This is a genomic window from Pantoea ananatis PA13 (assembly GCF_000233595.1).
GTDB classification, from domain to species: Bacteria; Pseudomonadota; Gammaproteobacteria; order Enterobacterales; family Enterobacteriaceae; genus Pantoea; species Pantoea ananatis.
Genome location: NC_017553.1, coordinates 137409 through 156769 on the forward strand (window position 1 = coordinate 137409; position 19361 = coordinate 156769).

Here is a 19361-nt window from a genome sequence, read left to right on the forward strand (position 1 = left end):
ATGGCTCAGTTATTCACTCTGCTTATCCTGTTTAAACCACGATCGACGACAAATTGATGCAAAAAACGGAAAAATACTTAATGCAAATTATGCGGTATCCTGAAAATATCCGTCGCTAATCAATGCGTTTACAACCGGGCCAGAAAGGTGGATGACTGCTTTTTATTGCGTATTCTTCCCTGTTTCCGGTAAAAAATATTTTCGCTGCGCGTTAAGTTTACGATTGTTACATCCATTTACGGCAGCGATCGAAACGTTAACAAAGGTGCACGTTGAAGCACATATCGCAAAGCGGAGCCCAACCCGATGTCAGGGCGCAGGGCGACGTGAAGAGGTGCATATTAATGCGTCGGCTTTATACCTGTCGGGAAAAACGTGCGTCAAAAAGGAAGGGGATGTTTACCGCCTGTCTGACGATCGCACTGAATTCAGGATGCTCGGGATTGAGAAGATAATTCGATTCCACGGGCGAAAGGGCACTGGGCACGCGCAGTGCGACCGATCCCCCGCTTTGTATCCAGGCATCACCAAATAAACGCAGCGCTGCAGGCGCTTCCGGTGCGGCCCAGTCGTCAGGCAGTTGCTTGATATCAATCCATTCAATCAGCCTGTCGGGAACGTCAATGCTCATGAGGGTAAAAAAGTCCAGCACGCTGGCGCTTTGCAGATGGATAAGCGTCTCCAGCATGGTGAGGGAAGCAGTTTCAGAAGCGTAGACCATCGATACGCCGACGCTGTTCCAGCGTCCGCCGCCTTCACGGGCACCAAAACCGCTCCAGGCCGACCCCAGATAGCGCGTTTTGGTCATGCGATAGAGCTTCAAGAATACACACCGTGTTCAAGCCGGGTAATGAGTTTCAGCACTTCATAAGCACCGGTTTCTGACGCAACCAGATCGGCCGGTTTTTTATTGCCTAAGGCGCGCGCAGGCTCATTGAGCCACTGCCGTGCCTTTTCTTTATCACCCTCAAACAGCTCAACCGCACGATCCATCACGCGAATAAAACGCACCAGCCGTTCGCTCTGCTCCGCAGTAAAGCGGCTTTTAACGCCGCGGGTGAAGGTTGAGCCCGCAATGCCGGTCATACGGCGCAGTTCTGCCTGAGAGATTTGCGCCCAGGTGACAATGCGACTGGCTACCGTGCCGTCCAGACCATCATCGATTTGATCCATCAGCATCACGCCGTCAGCACTGCTCAGGCCAGCAAATTGCCATAGACGATCCGGTTCTGCAGCGGATACGGGTAAAGTGAACTGTTTCATCATCACCTCCATTTGGTTGTTCTATTATAGCCAAATGGTGATATCGTTCAATCAGTTATTGATGCACTGTCATCATAAGAAAATAAAGTCGTTTTATCATTTCTCTGGCTGCAGACAGAGAAACGAAGTTATACCGCCTTGACGGTCAGCGCCGGGGCTGACAAGAAAACGTAAAGCGTGGCTGAAAACAAAGGAAAAACGGCTACGAACGACGCATTTAGCTGGACGTCATTACAGGTACACCATGGTCAGTGTGGCTTCTACAGGCAGGGCATCATTTTTTAATATGGCAAGATTTTTACCCAAGGCAACTCTTATCGATGACTGTGTTATATTGCCGCTCTTAAACGCAGGTACTGGGCTCAACCGATAGGGACTATCCGTTATGAAACGACACGATATTAATTCTTCCTCCCTTTTCCGCAGTGCGGGATTCGACCCGACGTCAGGCGTACTGGAACTTGAATACCGCAATGGCACCTGCCGTCGCTGGCTTGCCGTGCCTGCTCATACCTATCAGGGATTCTGTGCTGCCCTCGATCAGGACGCTTTTTTCCGCGAAAGTATCGACAACCGTTTCTTCTCCATGTATCAAAAGAGTGATGCCTAAGCGCATTGCTGAAGCCCTGAAAACATTGACCGCCGTCACCGTTTTCAGGGCATTGACGTGGCAGGGATAACCAGACACATTCGGGTCTGCCTGTTGCTGGCTGCCAGTATTATCCCTGCAGGCTGATCTTTCTGTCTGCGCAGTGAGGTAACGATGAAAAAATCGCTTATCCGCGTTTTTTTAAGTTTAGTCACCCGCATGGCTGTGGTACTCGTTGCACTGACAGGAATAACGGTTGCCGCCGAAAACATTCCCTCGTCCGCGCGCTCCGCTGAGCAACCCTGCTGTGGTCCCGTCACGCCTGCCGCTCAGGCGATCCTCACCGTGCTTGATCGGTCGGACGTTGAGCATTTATGGCTCAATCATCATCATGTCAACTGGGAAACCGGTCAGCCTGACAAGCCGGATGACTATTCAGGCCCCGGCAATCATACTCACTGCAGTGCGTTTGCGGCGGCCATGGGGGCCCGGCTGGGTGTGTATATGCTCAGGCCACCAGAGCACAGCCAGATATTGCTGGCAAGCGCGCAGACACGCTGGTTCGACAGTCAGGAAGGGCGTCAGGCGGGCTGGATTAGGGCGGCCGATGCACTACATGCACAGCAGCTTGCTAACCAGGGAATGCTGGTCGTGATTTCCTATGAAAGCCCCGATAAGCACAGGCCTGGCCATATCGTTATTGTCCGACCTTCATTAATTACGCTGGCGAGATTGCGCGCAGAGGGGCCTTACATCACCCAGGCCGGAACCCATAACCTGCTTGTCGGCAATGCAGCCACTGCGTTTGCGGGCCACCCGGGCGCCTGGCCTGACGGCGTGAAGTTTTTTGCGCACGCATTACGGCAATGACGCCGGGAGAGATGCGAGGCCAGTTTAGCCTGTGGTGTAAACGGCCTGGAACAGTAGCGTTCTGCCCGCCATTTTTACGCCCGAATCTGAATCCCTTCGGTGATGATGTGCTGGACACTCTTCACCGTTTGTTCAAAAAACACAGGATCGCTGAGTGTTTTACCGGTAATCGCCTCAACCTGCACACCAAAATCTGCGTAATGCTGAGTGGTGGCCCACAGCATAAAAATCAACTGCATCGGATCGATGGGTGCGATCAACTCATCTTTAATCCAGCCGCGAATCACGTCCGATTTATCCTCCACCAGCGTTTTCAGGCTGCCGCCCAGCTCCTGTTTCAGCAGCGGTGCGCCCTGAACCATCTCCAGACAAAATAATCTTGAGGCCTGAGGATGGTCACGGGAGACGCAAAGCTTCAGACGAATATATTCCCGTATTGCTTCCAGAGGATGCTGATCGGACTGCAGTGCTTTAAGCGGTGCCAGCCAGATATCCAGCAGCCCTTTGAGCACCGCAATGTATAAATCTTCTTTCGAGGGAAAGTAATAGAACAGATTGGTTTTCGAGACATCCGCGCGTTCAGCAACCTGCTCAAGACGGGTGCCGTGAAAGCCATACAGTGAGAAGAATTCCAGTGCAGCGGCCATGATAGCGCCACGTTTGGCAGCAACCGCTCGCGAACGTCGCGTCACAGATTTTGATGGCGTTTTCGCGGCGAGGTTTTCTCCGGCGTCAGATCCCGGGTTTTCGGACAATGGCTTCACAACATTTCCCTGATACACACAACAAGGCCAAAAGCATAACAAATAGGCATTAAGGCGACTATCGTCATACGCGTTATTTATAAACACAACCTGATAACAACCTAGCACAACCAATATTTAACAAAACTGCACCATTTGCGCTCAACTCTGCCTAATTAACGTGCAGTTATTTTTGATTAAATGGTCTGTTTTAGACCATTTACTCCATTATAAATCTACATAATCCTATAACATTCTGTTTTAAATGACTTTTTAAAAACTGGCATCCGCTTTGCAAATGTCCTTACGTCAGGAGATTTCAGCACGGTGCAACAGGAACCCGCAGGACGCACTTAAGCCGCGCAGAGATTTTCGCAAGCCCTTGTTGTCGTCCCAATTATTTTCAATCGAGGTGAGCTATGAAAATCGGTGTCTTTATTCCTATCGGTAACAACGGTTGGCTAATTTCAGAAACTGCGCCGCAGTACAAGCCAACCTTCGAACTGAATAAAACTATTGTGCAGAAAGCAGAGCACTACCATTTCGACTTCGCGCTCTCGATGATCAAACTGCGCGGCTTCGGCGGTAAAACGGAATTCTGGGAACACAACATGGAGTCATTCACGTTGATGGCCGGTCTGGCCGCCGTAACGTCCCGCATTCAGCTCTACGCCACCGCCGCCACCCTGGTCATGCCACCGGCAATCGTTGCGCGCATGGCTGCCACAATTGACTCCATCTCCAACGGCCGGTTCGGCGTGAACGTGGTAACCGGCTGGCAGAAACCGGAATACGAACAAATGGGCATGTGGCCTGGCGATGACTATTTTTCCCGCCGCTACGATTACCTGACCGAATATGTCAGCGTACTGCGCGATCTGTGGGGAACAGGGCACTGCACGCTTGACGGCGAATTTTTCAAAATGGATGACTGTCGCGTCAGTCCACGCCCGCAAAGCGAAATGAAAGTCATCTGCGCCGGACAAAGTGACGCCGGCATGGCGTTTTCCGCCAAACACGCCGATTTTAACTTCTGCTTTGGCAAAGGCGTCAACACGCCAACCGCTTTTGCACCTACCGCAGCCCGCATGAAAACAGCGGCTGACGCTGAAAACCGTGACGTGTCCTCTTACGTGTTGTTCATGGTGATTGCCGATGAAACCGACGAGGCCGCGCGCGCCAAATGGGAGCTGTACAAAGCCGGTGCTGATGCGGAAGCCCTGTCATGGCTCACCGACCAGAGCAGTAAAGATACCCGCTCCGGCAGCGATACCAATGTTCGCCAGATGGCCGATCCCACGTCAGCGGTCAACATCAACATGGGGACGCTGGTCGGCTCCTGGGCCAGCGTCGCCAGAATGCTTGATGAGATCGATACGGTTCCCGGTGCGGGCGGCGTATTGCTGACTTTTGACGATTTCGTCGAAGGTATTGAAAACTTTGGTCGTTACATCCAGCCGTTAATGAAAACGCGCCAGCACATCGGCATTGAGCAGAAAGAGGTCGCATGATGAACATTGTTGAAAATCAAACCGTGGTTCGCCGCGCGCCCGATAATGCTGGCGAGGAAAGGGTGCTGGCCGCGCGTCCTGAAGCCATTGGTTTCACCCCGCAGCAGACGGCGCTTATTGTGGTGGATATGCAAAACGCTTACGCCTCACAGGGCGGTTATCTTGATCTGGCAGGCTTTGACGTGTCTGCCACCGCGCCGGTCATTGCCAATATCAAAGTGGCGATTGCCGCTGCTCGCGCGGCAGGCATAAAAGTGATTTTTTTCCAGAACGGCTGGGACAATCAGTATGTCGAAGCCGGGGGCGCGGGCTCGCCCAACTTCCATAAATCCAATGCGCTGAAAACAATGCGCAAACGTCCCGAGCTGATGGGCAAACTGCTGGCGAAAGGGGACTGGGATTACGAACTGGTCGATGAACTGCAGCCCCAGCCAGGCGATATTGTGCTGCCAAAACCACGCTACAGCGGCTTCTTTAATACCCAGTTGGATAGCCTGCTGCGCAGCTACGGCATTCATCATCTGGTTTTTACCGGCATTGCCACCAACGTGTGCGTCGAATCCACCCTGCGTGACGGCTTCTTTCTGGAATATTTTGGCGTCGTACTGGAAGACGCGACACACCAGGCGGGCCCCGAGTTTGCGCAAAAAGCCGCGATTTATAACATCGAAACGTTTTTTGGTTGGGTCTCCAGCGTAAGCCATTTCTGCGACGCGGTGGGTTACAAAACTGAACAAAACGCGGCCTGACCGCTTGTGAAAAGGACAATTAACGATGCCTAAACGCGCCATTATTCCAGCCGGCAGCGGTGTTCCGCTGGCGCCATTTGTTCCCGGTACGCTTGCCGATGGGGTCCTGTACGTTTCCGGTACTTTGCCTTTTGATAAAGACAACAACGTCGTACATGTGGGCGATGCGGCAGCACAAACCCGCCATGTACTGGAGATCATCAAAAGCGTGATCGAAACCGCAGGCGGCAGCATGGATGACGTCACCATGAACTCGATTTTTATCACCGACTGGGCGAATTACGGGGCAGTGAATCAGGTCTATGCGGAGTATTTCCCGGGTGAAAAACCGGCAAGGTTCTGCATTCAGTGTGGGCTGGTGAAACCGGATGCGTTGATCGAAATCGCATCGATTGCCCACCTTGGCAAATAATCTGTTCGGTGATGTATTTCATCTGAGGAAACAGTATGTATTACAAGGTATTGGGTCAGCAAAACGCTGATGCAGAAACCGTCGTGCTCTCCTCGGGTCTCGGCGGTTCCGGGGGATTCTGGCAGCCTCAGCTGGCGATGCTCTCGGCGCATTTTCGGGTGGTGGTCTATGACCAGTACGGCACCGGCGCCAGTCAGGGTAGCGTACCCGCCGGTTACCGGATGGAGGATATGGCCGATGAGCTGGCAGGCTTACTTAACGCGCTGAATATCAGCCGCTGTCATCTGGTCGGTCACGCACTGGGCGGCATTATGGGTCTGCATCTTGCCCTGCGTTATCCCGCGCTGCTGCAAAGTCTGGTGGTAATTAATGGCTGGACAGTCCTTAACAGCCAGACGCGCCGCTGCTTCGACGTCCGTCGGAACCTGCTGCTTAACAGCGGCGTAGATGCCTACGTGCAGGCGCAGCCGCTGTTTCTGTACCCGGGTGACTGGCTTTCTGAACATGAAGCTTTCCTGCAGGAAGAGCGCCAGCATCAGGTGACGAACTTTCAGGGGATGGAAAACCTGCTGCATCGCCTGCAGGCGCTGATGGACTCCGATCTGACCACCTCGCTCAAAGGCGTCATCGCGCCGACCCTGGCGTTGAGCGCTAAAGATGATTTGCTGGTGCCCTGGTCCTGTTCAGCCGATCTCGCCTCGCGTCTTCCCCATGGCGAGCACCTGCAAATGGGCTACGGCGGACATGCCATGAGCGTAACGGACCCCGATACGTTTAACCCGATTTTACTGGACTGGCTGCAGCGGCAGGCTTCGCATCCATCCGGAACACCGTCTGATTTCATACCTGTGGAGATGCCATGACCGAAGCATTAACCGCCAGCGCGCTGGCCACGTTGTTCACCGAAGCCCGCACCCATAACGGCTGGCTGAATAAACCGGTAACAGGCGAACAACTCAAAACGATTTACGAACTGGCGCGCATGGGGCCGACCTCGGCGAACTGCAGCCCGGTGCGCATCGTATTTATTCAGAGCCAGGAAGCGAAACAACAACTGGCGCCGGCACTTTCCAGTGGCAATCTGAAGAAAACGATGACCGCTCCGGTGACGGCGATTATTGCCTGGGATCCGGAATTCTATGAGCTGCTGCCTGAACTGTTTCCGTCCGGCGATGCCCGTTCATGGTTCACCTCCAGCACACAGCTGGCACAGGATACCGCGTTCCGCAACAGCAGTTTACAGGCTGCGTATCTGATTATGGCCTGTCGCGCGATCGGCCTGGATACCGGACCGATGTCCGGTTTCGACAATGCCAAAGTTGATGAAACCTTTCTGGCGCAAGAAGGCTGGAAATCGAATTTTCTGATTAACATTGGTTACGGCGACAGCAGCAAAGTCTATCCGCGCGCACCGCGCCTGGACTTTGACCGCGCCTGTCGCGTGCTGTAAGCATCACCGATCATGACTGAGGACACGAGCATGCAATCAACCCTGAACGCCACACTGCCCGCGACCGACATGCCCCTTGCTGAAAAAGAAGCTGCCGTTGAGAAACAGGAATACCGCAATGCCATGGCGCGCCTCGGCTCTGCCGTCAATATCATCACCACTGACGGCTCCGGCGGTCGGGCAGGTTTCACCGCCTCTGCTGTGTGCAGCGTCACCGATACGCCACCGACACTGCTGGTGTGCCTGAACCGTTCTGCGTCGGTACATCCGGCGTTTATACAAAATCAGGTGCTGTGCGTAAACACGCTGGCCGACAGCCACGAATCACTTTCTAATTTATTCGGCGGAAAAACGCCGATGGAACAACGCTTCGACGCCGCCGAATGGACAGATCTCGCCACCGGCTCCCCGATCCTCACTAACGCGCTGGTGTCATTTGACTGCAAGGTCACGCAGATCACCCGGGTCGGTACCCACGATATTATGTTTTGTGAAGTTGTTGCACTCCGTTGCAACGATGACTGCCACGGACTGGCGTATTTCGACCGACGCTATCATCCGCTGATGCGTCAGATAGCCTGTTAACTCAATCCGCATTCAACTTAGTAAGGATCGTACATGGCACATTCCTGGTTTCCGCAATGGCGTAAAAGAGAAGGTAATCTGGATGGCGCGGTGATCGCGCCGGATGAACGGCTACCGTTTGGCGCGACGGTGATCATGGGACTGCAACACACGGTGGCGATGTTTGGCGCCACGGTACTCATGCCATTGCTGATGGGGTTTGACGCCAATATGGCGATCCTGATGTCGGGCATCGGCACGCTGCTGTTCTTCCTGGTCGTAGGCGGGCGCGTGCCGAGTTATCTCGGTTCCAGTGCTGCATTTGTCGGGTTAGTGATTGCCGTGACCGGCTACAGCGGCCACGGCACGAACCCGAATATCGGCGTCGCGCTGGGCGGGATTATCGCCTGTGGCCTGATTTACATGCTGATCGGTTTTGTCGTCATGGCGGTCGGCACGCGCTGGATTGAGCGCCTGATGCCGCCGGTGGTGACCGGCGCGGTAGTGATGGCGATTGGACTCAATCTGGCGCCGATTGCCATAAACAGCGTATCCGCTTCATCGTTTGACAGCTGGATGGCGGTGATGACGGTGCTGTGTATCGGATCGGTGGCGGTGTTTACACGCGGTCTGGTACAGCGACTGTTACTGTTGCTGGGTCTGGTGGCGGCGTACCTGATTTATATGGCGATCACCAACGGCCTCGGGCTGGGCACGCCGGTGAATTTCAGCGCCGTGGCGCAGGCGCCCTGGTTCGGCGTGCCCACCGTCACTACGCCGGTATTCAGCACGCACGCTATGCTGATGATTGCGCCGGTGGCGGTGATCCTGGTTGCGGAAAACCTTGGCCATATTAAAGCCGTGGCGGGGATGACCGGTAAAAATCTCGATCCCTACATGGGCCGCGCCTTTATCGGGGATGGCCTGGCGACCTTGCTTTCGGCTTCGGCGGGCGGCACCGGCGTGACAACCTATGCCGAAAATATCGGCGTCATGGCCGTCACTAAAATTTACTCCACGCTGATTTTTGTCGCCGCCGCAATCATGGCCATTGTGTTGGGTTTTTCGCCTAAATTTGGTGCCTTGATCCACACCATTCCTGGCCCGGTGCTCGGTGGAGCATCCATCGTGGTATTTGGCTTGATTGCCGTAGCTGGCGCCCGCATTTGGGTACAAAACCACGTTGATTTGGGCCTGAATGGCAATCTCATCATGGTGGCAGTTACGCTGGTACTGGGCGCGGGCAACTTCACCCTGAGCCTGGGCGGCTTCAGCATGGGCGGCATCGGCACCGCGACCTTTGGGGCGATTTTACTCAATGCTTTCCTGAGCCGCAGCAAAATGGCAAAGACGCCGGCTGAGATTGAGGCAGCCACAGAAGCGGCGCTGAGAGAGCCGTAACCTTTTATTGCTTCGTCTGTCGTCAGTGGGTGTTAAGGGTGCCTGGTGATCGTTGCATAACACTAACCAGGCATTTTTCACCGCCTTTGCGCGCCTGACATATTATCTTTTCCTATGAATTCCCCCGCAAACTGAACTGATTTTCGCCCTGATCCCTGAATTAACGTGGGTGCCATAACCTTTTCATCTGACTATAGCCTGCGGTTATATCCTCCAACTAAACAAGCATTCGTCACCTTTTGAAGCGCATGAAATAGTGGGTTCAGAAACTTACCTTTGTCTGAAACGAGAAATATCATGCTAATTCCACAACCCTATTTACTTTTTCTTGGCGATGTCACCGATCCACTCGCGGCGAAAACGGCGCGCGGTATTCATATCTGGCGGCCGGAGCAGTGCGTGGGCGAAATTAAACTCCCGGGCTGTACTGTCAGCCTGGGTCTGGATGAACTTGACATCATCAGCGCCAAAGCACGCGGCGCGAAAACGCTGGTGCTCGGTACTGCTAACGCAGGGGGCTATCTGCCAGAACACTGGCTGGATACGGTGAAAAGTGCCATCAAAGCAGGCATGAACGTTGCCAGCGGACTGCATCACCGTCTGGTGGACGAGCCCGAACTGGTGACGCTTGCCCAGACGTTTGGTGTTGAGCTTTTTGACTTACGCCATATGCGTCCGACGCTGAGCGTTGGCAGTGGTAAGAAGCGGACAGGCAAACGGATACTGACTGTTGGCACTGACTGCTCCGTGGGCAAGATGTACACCTCACTGGCGCTGGAAGCGGCGATGCGTGAGCGCGGAATGAAAGCGGATTTTCGCGCTACAGGTCAGACAGGGATTCTGGTGGCGGGTGAAGGGATTGCCGTGGATGCGGTCATCGCGGATTTTATTGCCGGTGCGGCCGAAGCGCTATCACCCGCGAATGATGAGGATCATTGGGACATCGTTGAAGGGCAGGGGTCACTGTTCCACCCCTCTTACGCAGGCGTCAGTATGGGGCTCATGCACGGTGCGCAACCTCACTGGTTGGTGATGTGCCATGAAATGGGGCGCCCCCATATGCGCCATTTACCTCATCAGCCAATGGTCAGCCTGAAAGACTGCGTTGAAGCCAATCTGCGCGCTGCCCAGGTGACCAGCGCGTCCGTCCAGCTGGCGGGGTTTGCCATTAACACCTCAAATTACACGGAAGACGAAGCGCGCGCCTATTGCGCCGAAGTCAGCGCAGAGTTTGGTTTACCGGCTACGGATCCTGTGCGTTTTGGCATCGACGAGATCGCCGCACTGCTTCAGGCGCGGGGGTGAAATGAGACAGTTGCAGATTGACGTGGTGGAACTGCCGCTGGCACGGCCCTTTGCTATTTCGCGCGGTACGCGTACCGCCGTCACGGTTATCCGGGTCACGCTGGAGCAAAACGGTTTCATTGGGCGAGGCGAATGTACGCCCACGGCGCGCTACGATGAAACGCCAGACAGCGTTCAGGCCGAGCTTGAGGCAGTGCGCGCTGACGTTGAAGCCGGCCTGAGCCGTCATGATCTGCAACACCGCTTACCCGCCGGTTCCGCGCGCAACGTGCTGGACTGTGCGCTGTGGCGACTGGATGCCGCCCGCGCCAGTCAAACGCTATGGCAGAAAAGTGCACGTCCTCAGCCACGCTCGGTGATCACGGCGGAAACCCTCAGCCTCGATACGCTGGAAAATATGGCGCTGGCGGCGGCGGATGCCGTATCGCGTGGCGCCATCCTGCTCAAAATTAAGCTCAATCGTGATGCGGTTCTGGAAAAGGTGGCGGCCATTCGCGCTGCGGCACCGCGCGCCACGCTGATTATCGACGCTAATGAGGCCTGGTCGGGAATGGACCTGGAAAGCCTGCTGGCCGCACTTCAGGGCTATAACATTGCTATGGTCGAGCAACCGCTTCCCGCCGGTCAGGATCAGGACCTGCAACGTTTTCATCATCCGGTTCCCGTTTGTGCTGATGAGAGTTGCCATACGCGCGAGGATATTGCCGGACTGCGGAACCGCTACGAGATGATCAACATCAAGCTGGATAAGTGCGGTGGCCTGACGGAAGCGCTGGCGATGGTAGAAGAAGCACAAAAGCAGAATATGCGCATCATGGTCGGCTGCATGCTGGGCTCATCACTGGCGATGGAAGCCGCATTGCCGGTGGCGGTTAACGCAGAGCACGTCGATTTAGATGGCCCTATCTGGCTTGCTGCCGACAGTTCTCCTTTTTTGACCTACTCCGAAGGCCGTATCTGGCTATAACTCTACGAGGCGACGATGACGGACACACGACTCACTTCTTCTGCCAACAGTGCCGCCGGTTCATCACCCGTGCTTGATATTCGGGATCTCAGCGTCTCATTTCGTGGGCGCAGCGGCGAGAATCAGGCACTAAAAGGCATCAGTTTTGCCATTAATCCGGGCGAAATTGTCGCCGTAGTGGGTGAGAGTGGCTCAGGGAAATCAGTCACTTCTTTGGCCGTAATGGGCTTACTGGCGAACAGCGGCCGTATCGATCGCGGCAGCATGCAGTTTCGCGATCGTGGCGGAAAAGTACATGCGCTGGAAACACTGGATGAAAATCAGCGCCGCACGTTGCGTGGTCGTGAAATGGCGATGATCTTTCAGGAGCCCATGACCTCGCTGAATCCGGTGCTGCGCGTCGATGACCAGCTCACTGAAGCGTTACGCGATCATCAACAGTGCGACAAGAAAGAAGCGCATGCGCGCGTGCGTGAATTGCTTCGACAGGTGCGTATTGCCGATGTGGATCGTGTCATGAAAAGCTATCCGCACGCGCTCTCAGGCGGTATGCGCCAGCGGGTGATGATTGCGCAGGCGCTGGCCTGTGATCCGCAACTTCTGATTGCTGACGAACCTACAACGGCGCTGGATGTTACCGTGCAGGCGCGCATTCTGCACATTCTGCGTGAGCTGCAACGCGAGAAACAGATGGCGGTGCTGTTTATCACTCACGATATGGGCGTCGTGGCTGAAATCGCCGATCGTGTCGTGGTCATGCTGCGTGGCGAAGTCGTCGAACAGGGCAGCGTCGCAGCGGTTTTTGCAGCCCCGCAGCACCCTTATACCCAGGCTTTGCTGGCGGCGGTGCCGAGACTGGGCGACATGCGCGAATATGCGTGGCCGCAACGCTTTCCGCTGCTCGGCACACAGAATACCGTCGAAAATGAACAGCATACCGCGCGCTACGACACCGCGCCGTTGCTCGATGTGCGTGGGTTGAAAGTCTACTATCCCATCCGCAGCGGCATCTTTTCGACGCTCACGCATCATGTCCATGCGGTTGAGCAGATTGATTTCAGTCTGTGGCCAGGTGAAACCCTGGCGATCGTGGGCGAAAGCGGCTGCGGCAAATCGACGACCGGCCGTGCGCTGATGCGCCTGATCAACAGTGACGCCGAAAGCATTCACTTCGAAGGGAAAGAAATCTCTCACCTGAAAGAGGCAGCATTCCAGCCGCTCCGCCGTGAAATTCAGATGGTGTTTCAGGATCCCTACGCCTCACTGAACCCTCGGCTTACCGTGGGTTTCACCATTGCCGAGCCCTTGCTGTTACATGGCATGGTGTCCTCACTGGAACAGGCTTCGCCACAGATAGATGCGTTGCTGAAGAGCGTTGGTCTGCTGCCCGAGCACGCGCGTCGGTATCCACATGAATTTTCAGGTGGTCAGCGCCAGCGTATTGCCATTGCCCGCGCCATGGCCCTGAAGCCCAAAGTGATTATTGCTGATGAAGCGGTATCGGCCCTTGACGTCTCCATTCAGGCGCAGGTGGTGAACCTGATGATGGATCTGCAGCAGCAAACGGGCGTGGCGTGGATTTTCATCTCTCACGATATGGCGGTCGTCGAGCGCATTGCCAACCGTGTGGCGGTGATGTACCTCGGCCAGATTGTGGAGCTTGGGCCGCGTCAGTCGGTATTTAATCAGCCGCAACATCCTTATACCCAACGCCTGCTGGCCTCCGTGCCGGTGGCGGATCCCGAGAACCGTCAGCCCCGTATTATCGATGACAGCGAAATCCCTTCGCCGTTAAGAAAAGTGGGCGAAACGGTCACTAAACCCCGTTATCGACAGGTTGCGCCTCAGCACTGGGTCGCTGACGGCATTGCATTGCGATAATTCAACGACCAGGAGATTTTTATGAAAACGCTGTTTCGCCGTACTTCACTCGCCCTCGCATTGACGACGACGCTGGTCATGACTGCACAGGCACAGGATCTGCGTATTTCAATGTATGCCGATATTACGGGGCTGGATCCGCACGATACCTCAGACAATGTCAGCTATTCGGTGCAGAGTGGTATCTTTGAACGACTGTTTCAGTTCGATCCACACATGAAGCTCCAGCCCTGGCTGGCCACCGGTTATACCTCAAATGAAAATGCAACGGAGTTTACGCTGACGTTGCGCAAAGGCGTCACCTTCCAGGATGGCACACCTTTTGATGCGGAAGCCGTCAAAGCCAACCTTGATCGCCTGGCAGACCAGAAAAAAGGGCTAAAGCGTAACAGCCTGTACAAAATGATCGATAAGGTTACGGTGCTGGCACCCGATCAGGTAAAAATCGATCTTAACCAGTCGTTTGGTGCCTTTATTAACACGCTGGCACATCCTTCCGCAGTGATGTGGAGCCCGTCCATTCTCAAGCAATATCCAGACGAAGCCCAACTCCGGTTGCATCCGGTGGGTACCGGTCCGTTTAAATTTGTTGACTGGACACCGGGCAAAGCGGTCACGCTGGCGAAGTATGACGGTTACTGGCAGCAGGGATGGCCAAAAGTCGATCATGTTATCTTCTCACCCAGCCCGGAAGATGCAACACGCGTAGCCGCGTTGAAGTCAGGTCAGGTTGACGCAATCTGGCCATTGCCTTCAGATCTGATTGCTGCCGTGAAGCAAGACAGCAACCTCTCTGTTCAGCGCGATCCCAGCATTTATCTTTATTACATGGCGATTAATACGCAGCACAAGCCACTGGCAGATGTTCGCGTGCGTCAGGCAATCAACTATGCGATTGACCGTAATCTGTGGCTGAAGGTGGCTTTTGCCGGTTTAGGTAAACCTGCCACATCCGCCATGCCCGAAGGTGTCCAGTTTTATCAGAAACAAAACGATCCTGATTATCACTATGCGCCGGATAAAGCCAAAGCGCTGCTGAAAGCGGCGGGCTATCCGAATGGTCTGGATCTCAAACTCTGGGTTACGAATGCAACGGCCAGCGTGCGCGCCGCTCAGGTACTGAAAGCGCAGCTGGGCACGGTGGGCATTCGAGCCACAGTAACTCCGATGGATTCCGGCACGCGCAACGCTAAGTTATGGGGCGTACAGGACCCGAAAAAGGCGGAATTTGATCTGTACTATGGTGGCTGGTCGACGTCCACAGGCGATGCCGACTGGGCGCTGCGTCCGCTGTTTGCCACCGAATCCTGGGTGCCCACCTCCTACAATGTCTCCTATTTCAGCAATCCTGATGTAGACAAAGCCATTGCCGCCGGGCTGGCAACGGCCGATCCGGCAAAGCGTGGTATCGCCTATGCGCAAGCACAGAAACTCATATGGCAGGATGCACCGGTGGCATTCCTTGGTACGCCAGACAATCTCGTTGGCAAACGCCGCACCCTGAATGGTGTTTCCATGCTGCCTGATGGCAATTTGCTCTTCACTCAGGCGTCGTTTAAATAAGACGCGGATTGCTCTCACGTCCCTTTCCCTTGCAGGGCAAAAGGACGTGAGGGCACCCGTCACAGTGCATTTCAAGGAATGGCATGTTTGCATACATCCTTCGCCGATTACTGGAGATGATCCCGGTTTTGCTGGTGGTCTCGCTGCTGGTTTTCGGTTTTATCAAGCTGCTGCCGGGCGACCCGGCGCGCATCTATGCTGGACCGGATGCGCCCATTGAGGCGGTTGAAGCGGCGCGTCAGCACCTTGGGCTTAACGATTCGCTGCCACAGCAGTACGTCCACTGGATCGATAGCCTGTTACACGGCGATCTTGGCACCACCTACCGCACCCAGCAACCGGTGCTGCAGGTGATTAAACAGGGCTTCATGCCAACGCTTTGGCTCGCCTTAGCGGGGTTTGCCTGGTCCGTGATTCTCGGCCTCGTACTTGGCGTTCTCGCGGCACTGAAGCGAGGAAAATGGCAAGACTGGACGCTGATGAGCATGGCGGTGGGCGGTATCTCAATGCCTGCTTTCTGGCTGGGTCTGTTGCTGATCCAGTTCGTCGCGATGCCTTTTGGGCTGTTCTCAGTCAGCGGTTTCAACAAAGCCAGTGATATTGTCCTGCCCGCCATCACGCTGGGTTCGTCAGTGGCGGCAGTGATGGCTCGGTTTACCCGCTCAGCCTTCCTGGAGGTGGCGCAGGAAGATTACGTGCGGACCGCCAAAGCCAAAGGACTGCGTAACCGCCTCGTGACGTGGAAACATGTGATGCGTAATGCACTCATTCCGGTGATTACCATGCTCGGTTTGCAGTTCGGTTTTCTGCTGGGCGGCTCCATCGTCGTGGAGAGCGTCTTCAACTGGCCGGGATTAGGCTGGTTGTTGATTGAGTCGATAAAAGCGCAGGATCAGCCGGTTATTCAGGCGCTGGTGATGCTGTTCGTGTTTGAATTTATTGTCATTAATCTGCTGGTCGATCTGCTTTACGCGGTCGTCAATCCGGCGATTCGTCTGCGACAGGAGCCGAGATGAGTATTCAATCGCTGACTGAAAACCCGCCTCAGGTCATCCGTTCGCCGTGGCGCGATTTCCTGCATGCCTTTGTGCGTAATCCTCTGGCGCTGGTCTCAGGCGGATTTGTACTGTTGTTGATCGTGGTGGCGATCTTTGCGCCCTGGCTGGCCCCCTGGGATCCGATGGCACCAGACTGGATGGCGTTGTCGTCACCGCCCAGCGCGGCACACTGGATGGGAACCGACGAGCTGGGGCGTGATCTGCTCAGTCGCATTATCTATGGCGCGCGTATCTCGCTCTATGTCGGCGTGCTGTCCGTAACGCTCGGCATGATTGTCGGTGTGGTGTTGGGTTTACTGGCAGGCTATTACGGCGGCTGGGTCGATATGCTGATCATGCGCGGCGCCGACGTGTTATTCGCTTTTCCCGGCATGTTACTGGCCATTGCGGTTGTCGCGCTACTTGGAACCGGCCTGAACAATGTGATCATCGCGGTCGCGGTGTTCAGCGTACCCGTTTTTGCCCGTATTGTGCGCGCCTCGACGCTGTCATTGAGACAGGCCGCCTATGTGGAAGCCGTTCGCTGTGCCGGTGCACCCGATCGCATCATTATCCTGCGACATATTTTGCCCGGTACGCTTTCCAGCGTGATTGTCTACTTCACTATGCGCATCGGCACCAGTATTCTCACCGCAGCGGGCTTAAGCTTTATTGGCCTGGGGCCGGAGCCGGATGTGCCTGAATGGGGTAATATTCTGGCGATGAGCCGGAGCATGATGATGGCTGGCGCATGGCACATGAGCGTGTTTCCGGGGCTGGCGATTTTTATCACGGTGCTGGCGTTCAACCTGCTCGGCGACGCGCTGCGCGATACGCTCGACCCGAAACTGAAGAGCTGACCATGGATTTTCAACAATTGCAGCGCGATCTGCTGCTAAACCACTGGCGTCACGCGCGTACGTTGGGACAGCCGCGCGGCGCTTGCGGGCCCGGCAATCGAATCAGCGATGTTGCCGGCGTGCGCGTCGGACATTACACGCTGAATGATGGAGAAAGGCAGACTGGCGTCACCGCTATCGTTCCGCCGGGCGACAATGTGTTTCTCACGCCGCTGCCGTGTGGCGCGGAAGTCCTCAATGGCTTTGCAAAACCGGTCGGGCTGGTACAGGTCGAGGAGCTTGGCGTGTTACAGACGCCGATTCTGCTCAGCAACACGCTGGCGGTGGGCACGCTGTTTACCACGCTGGTCCGGGATGCCATCCGTCGTAATCCGGAGCTGGGACGGACCTTGCCCACGGTAAATCCGTTGGCACTGGAGTGCAACGATGGCTGGCTTAATGATATCCAGTCGTTGTCCATCAGCGAGGCGATGGCGCAGGCGGCATTGCGCACGGCCGCCGCCGATTTTGCACGCGGCAGCGTCGGGGCAGGGCGCGGGATGAGCTGTTTTAGCCTGAAGGGCGGGATCGGCACGGCTTCTCGTGTTATTCCCTCGCTCAACGCCACGCTCGGGGTGCTGGTGCTGGCAAATTTTGGTTCGCTAAGCGCACTAACGCTTGACGGTGTGCGACTCGGCGACATGATAGCGCCGCTGCTGGCCGGGCAACCGCCGCAGCGTGATGCCGGCTCTGTCATCATCGTGATGGCCACGGATGCGCCACTGGATGCGCGTCAGTTGAAACGCATTGCCCGGCGTGCCGGCGCCGGCCTTGGACGGCTGGGCAGCTACTGGGGCCACGGTTCAGGTGATATTGCCGTGGCGTTCTCAACGCAACCCCTGCCGCAACCGCCTCAGGATGACCAGCTGGAGCCGCTGCTTGCCGCCGCGGCAGATGCAACCGAACAGGCTGTTCTGGATGCCTTGTTGAGCGCGGAGGCCGTCACCGGCTTTCGTGGTCACCATCGGCCCTCACTGACTCAGATTCTGGACAAATTAACCGCATGAAAATTTTTATCTCTGCCGATATTGAAGGTATCGCGGGCGTCATGCGCCCGGAGCACTGCACACCAGGCAACCCGGAATATCAGATGGCCCGGGGGCTGATGGAACAGGAAGTCAATGCCGCGATTGAGGGCGCGTTCGCGGGGGGCGCAACGGAGGTGGTGGTCGCCGACAGCCATGCGCAAATGACCAATTTACGTGCGGAAAATATTGATCCACGCGCCCGACTGGTGCAGGGTAAACCTCGCGGTCTGTCGATGGTTGAAGGGATCGAGCAGCAGACGTTCGACGGATTATTTCTGGTGGGCTATCACAGCGCAGCAGGCGAACCTGGCGTACTGGCGCACACCATTAACGGCCGCGCATTCTGGCGTATCCATATCAATGGCCTTGTGATGGGGGAAACCGACATTTATGCCGCCGCTGCCGCTGAACAGGGTACGCCTCTGTTGTTGGTCACCGGCGACGATCAGCTCCAGAGCTGGATAGCAGAATATTATCCCACGGTTGATTACGTCTGTGTAAAACGCGCCATTTCCCATACCTGCGCGGAATCCATCAGCCCCAAAGCGGCACAGCGCGCAATATGCGCCGCGGCAAGCGCCGCACTGCAGCATTCACATCAGGCAAGCACGACTCGCCTGGCCGCGCCTTATCGCATGCAGCTCCAGGCCAGCAAACCCGTGCTGGCCGATCTGTTTAGCCTGATTCCCGGTGTCACGCGCATCGATGCGGTTACCGTGGAGTATCAGGCGGAGCGGATGGGGACGTTGATCGGCTTGCTCAGTGCCTTTTCCTATCTGGCGAGTACCCAATCGTCATAAGAGGATGTGCGTATCGGCAGCGGCAACGTTAGCGCGCCTGTTCTGCTGCCCTGAAACACCGCTGCCATACAGGACTACCCATCGGCCAGCCGCGCGGCTGGCCATCCAGCGATGTCGCTTCCGTTGCACCACGATGGGGCGAACGCCTGTCCTGACAGCGTTTCCATTCTGTCCGGCCCGGAGGTGCAAAAACCAGCGCGGCAGAGCCCATTTCATCTCCTCTCTTCAGACGCAGTCATCGACTCATACCGATAGCCAGATGAAGGTCGGCGACTCAGCCACCGTCAGCTTTACGGTACAAATTTTGCAAGAGAGCAGGGATTGCCATG

General features: G+C 55.7%; 20 protein-coding genes. 17 read left to right on the plus strand and 3 right to left on the minus strand.

The window, feature by feature from the left end; genetic code table 11:
• Positions 1–355 precede the first annotated feature (355 nt).
• Both PAGR_RS22105 and PAGR_RS22110 read right to left on the minus strand, forming a co-directional pair.
• Positions 356–823, minus strand: coding sequence for an RES family NAD+ phosphorylase (locus PAGR_RS22105; RefSeq protein WP_013027861.1), 468 nt, complete (start codon positions 821–823; stop codon positions 356–358).
• Complete coding sequence (locus PAGR_RS22110; protein ID WP_014598335.1) at positions 820–1263, minus strand: Xre family toxin-antitoxin system antitoxin; 444 nt, start codon at positions 1261–1263, stop codon at positions 820–822. Before PAGR_RS22110 ends, PAGR_RS22105 begins: the two co-directional genes overlap by 4 nt.
• Before the next feature lie 385 nt (positions 1264–1648).
• Between PAGR_RS22110 and PAGR_RS23435 the strand changes: the two genes are divergently transcribed.
• Both PAGR_RS23435 and PAGR_RS22115 read left to right on the plus strand, forming a co-directional pair.
• Complete coding sequence (locus tag PAGR_RS23435) at positions 1649–1873, plus strand: KTSC domain-containing protein (RefSeq protein ID WP_013027863.1); 225 nt, start codon at positions 1649–1651, stop codon at positions 1871–1873.
• Between the two features lie 153 nt (positions 1874–2026).
• On the plus strand, positions 2027–2722 hold the full coding sequence (locus PAGR_RS22115; RefSeq protein ID WP_014598334.1) for a hypothetical protein: 696 nt from the start codon (positions 2027–2029) through the stop codon (positions 2720–2722).
• Positions 2723–2796: 74 nt separating this feature from the next.
• Here PAGR_RS22115 and rutR read toward each other — a convergent pair whose 3' ends face one another.
• A complete protein-coding gene (rutR, locus tag PAGR_RS22120; RefSeq protein WP_014598333.1) occupies positions 2797–3486 on the minus strand; it encodes an HTH-type transcriptional regulator RutR in 690 nt (229 codons plus the stop codon).
• Positions 3487–3884: 398 nt separating this feature from the next.
• Between rutR and rutA the strand changes: the two genes are divergently transcribed.
• The 15 genes from rutA to PAGR_RS22195 all read left to right on the plus strand — a co-directional run bounded on the left by rutA (position 3885) and on the right by PAGR_RS22195 (position 19032).
• The gene (rutA, locus tag PAGR_RS22125) at positions 3885–4976 is read left to right on the plus strand and encodes a pyrimidine utilization protein A (RefSeq protein WP_014604632.1); all 1092 of its coding nucleotides are present in this window, start codon (positions 3885–3887) and stop codon (positions 4974–4976) included.
• A complete protein-coding gene (gene rutB / locus PAGR_RS22130; protein ID WP_014598332.1) occupies positions 4976–5725 on the plus strand; it encodes a pyrimidine utilization protein B in 750 nt (249 codons plus the stop codon). Before rutA ends, rutB begins: the two co-directional genes overlap by 1 nt.
• A gap of 25 nt (positions 5726–5750) precedes the next feature.
• Positions 5751–6137 carry a pyrimidine utilization protein C gene (gene rutC, locus PAGR_RS22135; protein ID WP_013027868.1) on the plus strand — a complete coding sequence of 129 codons (387 nt, stop codon included), beginning with the start codon at positions 5751–5753 and terminating at the stop codon, positions 6135–6137.
• Between the two features lie 35 nt (positions 6138–6172).
• Positions 6173–7000, plus strand: a complete 828-nt coding sequence (gene rutD / locus PAGR_RS22140) for a pyrimidine utilization protein D (protein WP_014604634.1) — start codon at positions 6173–6175, stop codon at positions 6998–7000.
• Positions 6997–7587, plus strand: coding sequence for a malonic semialdehyde reductase (locus PAGR_RS22145; protein WP_014604635.1), 591 nt, complete (start codon positions 6997–6999; stop codon positions 7585–7587). The genes rutD and PAGR_RS22145 overlap by 4 nt, the downstream gene beginning before the upstream one ends.
• A gap of 69 nt (positions 7588–7656) precedes the next feature.
• Entirely contained in the window at positions 7657–8172 is a 516-nt protein-coding gene (gene rutF, locus PAGR_RS22150; protein ID WP_372585213.1) for an NADH-dependent FMN reductase RutF, read from the plus strand.
• A 33-nt stretch (positions 8173–8205) separates the two neighbouring features.
• Positions 8206–9552, plus strand: a complete 1347-nt coding sequence (rutG, locus tag PAGR_RS22155) for a pyrimidine utilization transport protein G (RefSeq protein ID WP_013027872.1) — start codon at positions 8206–8208, stop codon at positions 9550–9552.
• Between the two features lie 297 nt (positions 9553–9849).
• Complete coding sequence (dgcN, locus tag PAGR_RS22160; RefSeq protein ID WP_014333151.1) at positions 9850–10857, plus strand: N-acetyltransferase DgcN; 1008 nt, start codon at positions 9850–9852, stop codon at positions 10855–10857.
• Between the two features lies 1 nt (position 10858).
• A complete protein-coding gene (dgcA, locus tag PAGR_RS22165) occupies positions 10859–11824 on the plus strand; it encodes an N-acetyl-D-Glu racemase DgcA (RefSeq protein WP_014333152.1) in 966 nt (321 codons plus the stop codon).
• Between the two features lie 15 nt (positions 11825–11839).
• The gene (locus tag PAGR_RS22170; protein WP_013027875.1) at positions 11840–13705 is read left to right on the plus strand and encodes an ABC transporter ATP-binding protein; all 1866 of its coding nucleotides are present in this window, start codon (positions 11840–11842) and stop codon (positions 13703–13705) included.
• A 21-nt stretch (positions 13706–13726) separates the two neighbouring features.
• The gene (locus tag PAGR_RS22175) at positions 13727–15268 is read left to right on the plus strand and encodes a glutathione ABC transporter substrate-binding protein (protein ID WP_013027876.1); all 1542 of its coding nucleotides are present in this window, start codon (positions 13727–13729) and stop codon (positions 15266–15268) included.
• 83 nt (positions 15269–15351) lie between these two features.
• A complete protein-coding gene (locus PAGR_RS22180; RefSeq protein ID WP_013027877.1) occupies positions 15352–16284 on the plus strand; it encodes an ABC transporter permease in 933 nt (310 codons plus the stop codon).
• Positions 16281–17165 carry an ABC transporter permease subunit gene (locus tag PAGR_RS22185; protein WP_013027878.1) on the plus strand — a complete coding sequence of 295 codons (885 nt, stop codon included), beginning with the start codon at positions 16281–16283 and terminating at the stop codon, positions 17163–17165. The genes PAGR_RS22180 and PAGR_RS22185 overlap by 4 nt, the downstream gene beginning before the upstream one ends.
• A 2-nt stretch (positions 17166–17167) precedes the next feature.
• The gene (locus PAGR_RS22190) at positions 17168–18211 is read left to right on the plus strand and encodes a DmpA family aminopeptidase (RefSeq protein ID WP_014604637.1); all 1044 of its coding nucleotides are present in this window, start codon (positions 17168–17170) and stop codon (positions 18209–18211) included.
• Positions 18208–19032: a M55 family metallopeptidase gene (locus PAGR_RS22195; protein ID WP_013027880.1), complete on the plus strand. Its 825-nt coding sequence runs from the start codon at positions 18208–18210 to the stop codon at positions 19030–19032. The genes PAGR_RS22190 and PAGR_RS22195 overlap by 4 nt, the downstream gene beginning before the upstream one ends.
• Positions 19033–19361: the final 329 nt, after the last annotated feature.

What these genes read in the sequence shown, in the direction of transcription:
- PAGR_RS22110 (WP_014598335.1), bottom strand. Translation starts at nt 1,263, where the DNA reads ATGAAACAGTTCACTTTACCCGTATCCGCTGCAGAACCGGATCGTCTA.
- PAGR_RS23435 (WP_013027863.1), top strand. Translation starts at nt 1,649, where the DNA reads ATGAAACGACACGATATTAATTCTTCCTCCCTTTTCCGCAGTGCGGGA.
- PAGR_RS22115 (WP_014598334.1), top strand. Translation starts at nt 2,027, where the DNA reads ATGAAAAAATCGCTTATCCGCGTTTTTTTAAGTTTAGTCACCCGCATG.
- rutA (WP_014604632.1), top strand. Translation starts at nt 3,885, where the DNA reads ATGAAAATCGGTGTCTTTATTCCTATCGGTAACAACGGTTGGCTAATT.
- rutB (WP_014598332.1), top strand. Translation starts at nt 4,976, where the DNA reads ATGAACATTGTTGAAAATCAAACCGTGGTTCGCCGCGCGCCCGATAAT.
- rutC (WP_013027868.1), top strand. Translation starts at nt 5,751, where the DNA reads ATGCCTAAACGCGCCATTATTCCAGCCGGCAGCGGTGTTCCGCTGGCG.
- rutD (WP_014604634.1), top strand. Translation starts at nt 6,173, where the DNA reads ATGTATTACAAGGTATTGGGTCAGCAAAACGCTGATGCAGAAACCGTC.
- PAGR_RS22145 (WP_014604635.1), top strand. Translation starts at nt 6,997, where the DNA reads ATGACCGAAGCATTAACCGCCAGCGCGCTGGCCACGTTGTTCACCGAA.
- rutF (WP_372585213.1), top strand. Translation starts at nt 7,657, where the DNA reads ATGCCCCTTGCTGAAAAAGAAGCTGCCGTTGAGAAACAGGAATACCGC.
- rutG (WP_013027872.1), top strand. Translation starts at nt 8,206, where the DNA reads ATGGCACATTCCTGGTTTCCGCAATGGCGTAAAAGAGAAGGTAATCTG.
- dgcN (WP_014333151.1), top strand. Translation starts at nt 9,850, where the DNA reads ATGCTAATTCCACAACCCTATTTACTTTTTCTTGGCGATGTCACCGAT.
- dgcA (WP_014333152.1), top strand. Translation starts at nt 10,859, where the DNA reads ATGAGACAGTTGCAGATTGACGTGGTGGAACTGCCGCTGGCACGGCCC.
- PAGR_RS22170 (WP_013027875.1), top strand. Translation starts at nt 11,840, where the DNA reads ATGACGGACACACGACTCACTTCTTCTGCCAACAGTGCCGCCGGTTCA.
- PAGR_RS22175 (WP_013027876.1), top strand. Translation starts at nt 13,727, where the DNA reads ATGAAAACGCTGTTTCGCCGTACTTCACTCGCCCTCGCATTGACGACG.
- PAGR_RS22180 (WP_013027877.1), top strand. Translation starts at nt 15,352, where the DNA reads ATGTTTGCATACATCCTTCGCCGATTACTGGAGATGATCCCGGTTTTG.
- PAGR_RS22185 (WP_013027878.1), top strand. Translation starts at nt 16,281, where the DNA reads ATGAGTATTCAATCGCTGACTGAAAACCCGCCTCAGGTCATCCGTTCG.
- PAGR_RS22190 (WP_014604637.1), top strand. Translation starts at nt 17,168, where the DNA reads ATGGATTTTCAACAATTGCAGCGCGATCTGCTGCTAAACCACTGGCGT.
- PAGR_RS22195 (WP_013027880.1), top strand. Translation starts at nt 18,208, where the DNA reads ATGAAAATTTTTATCTCTGCCGATATTGAAGGTATCGCGGGCGTCATG.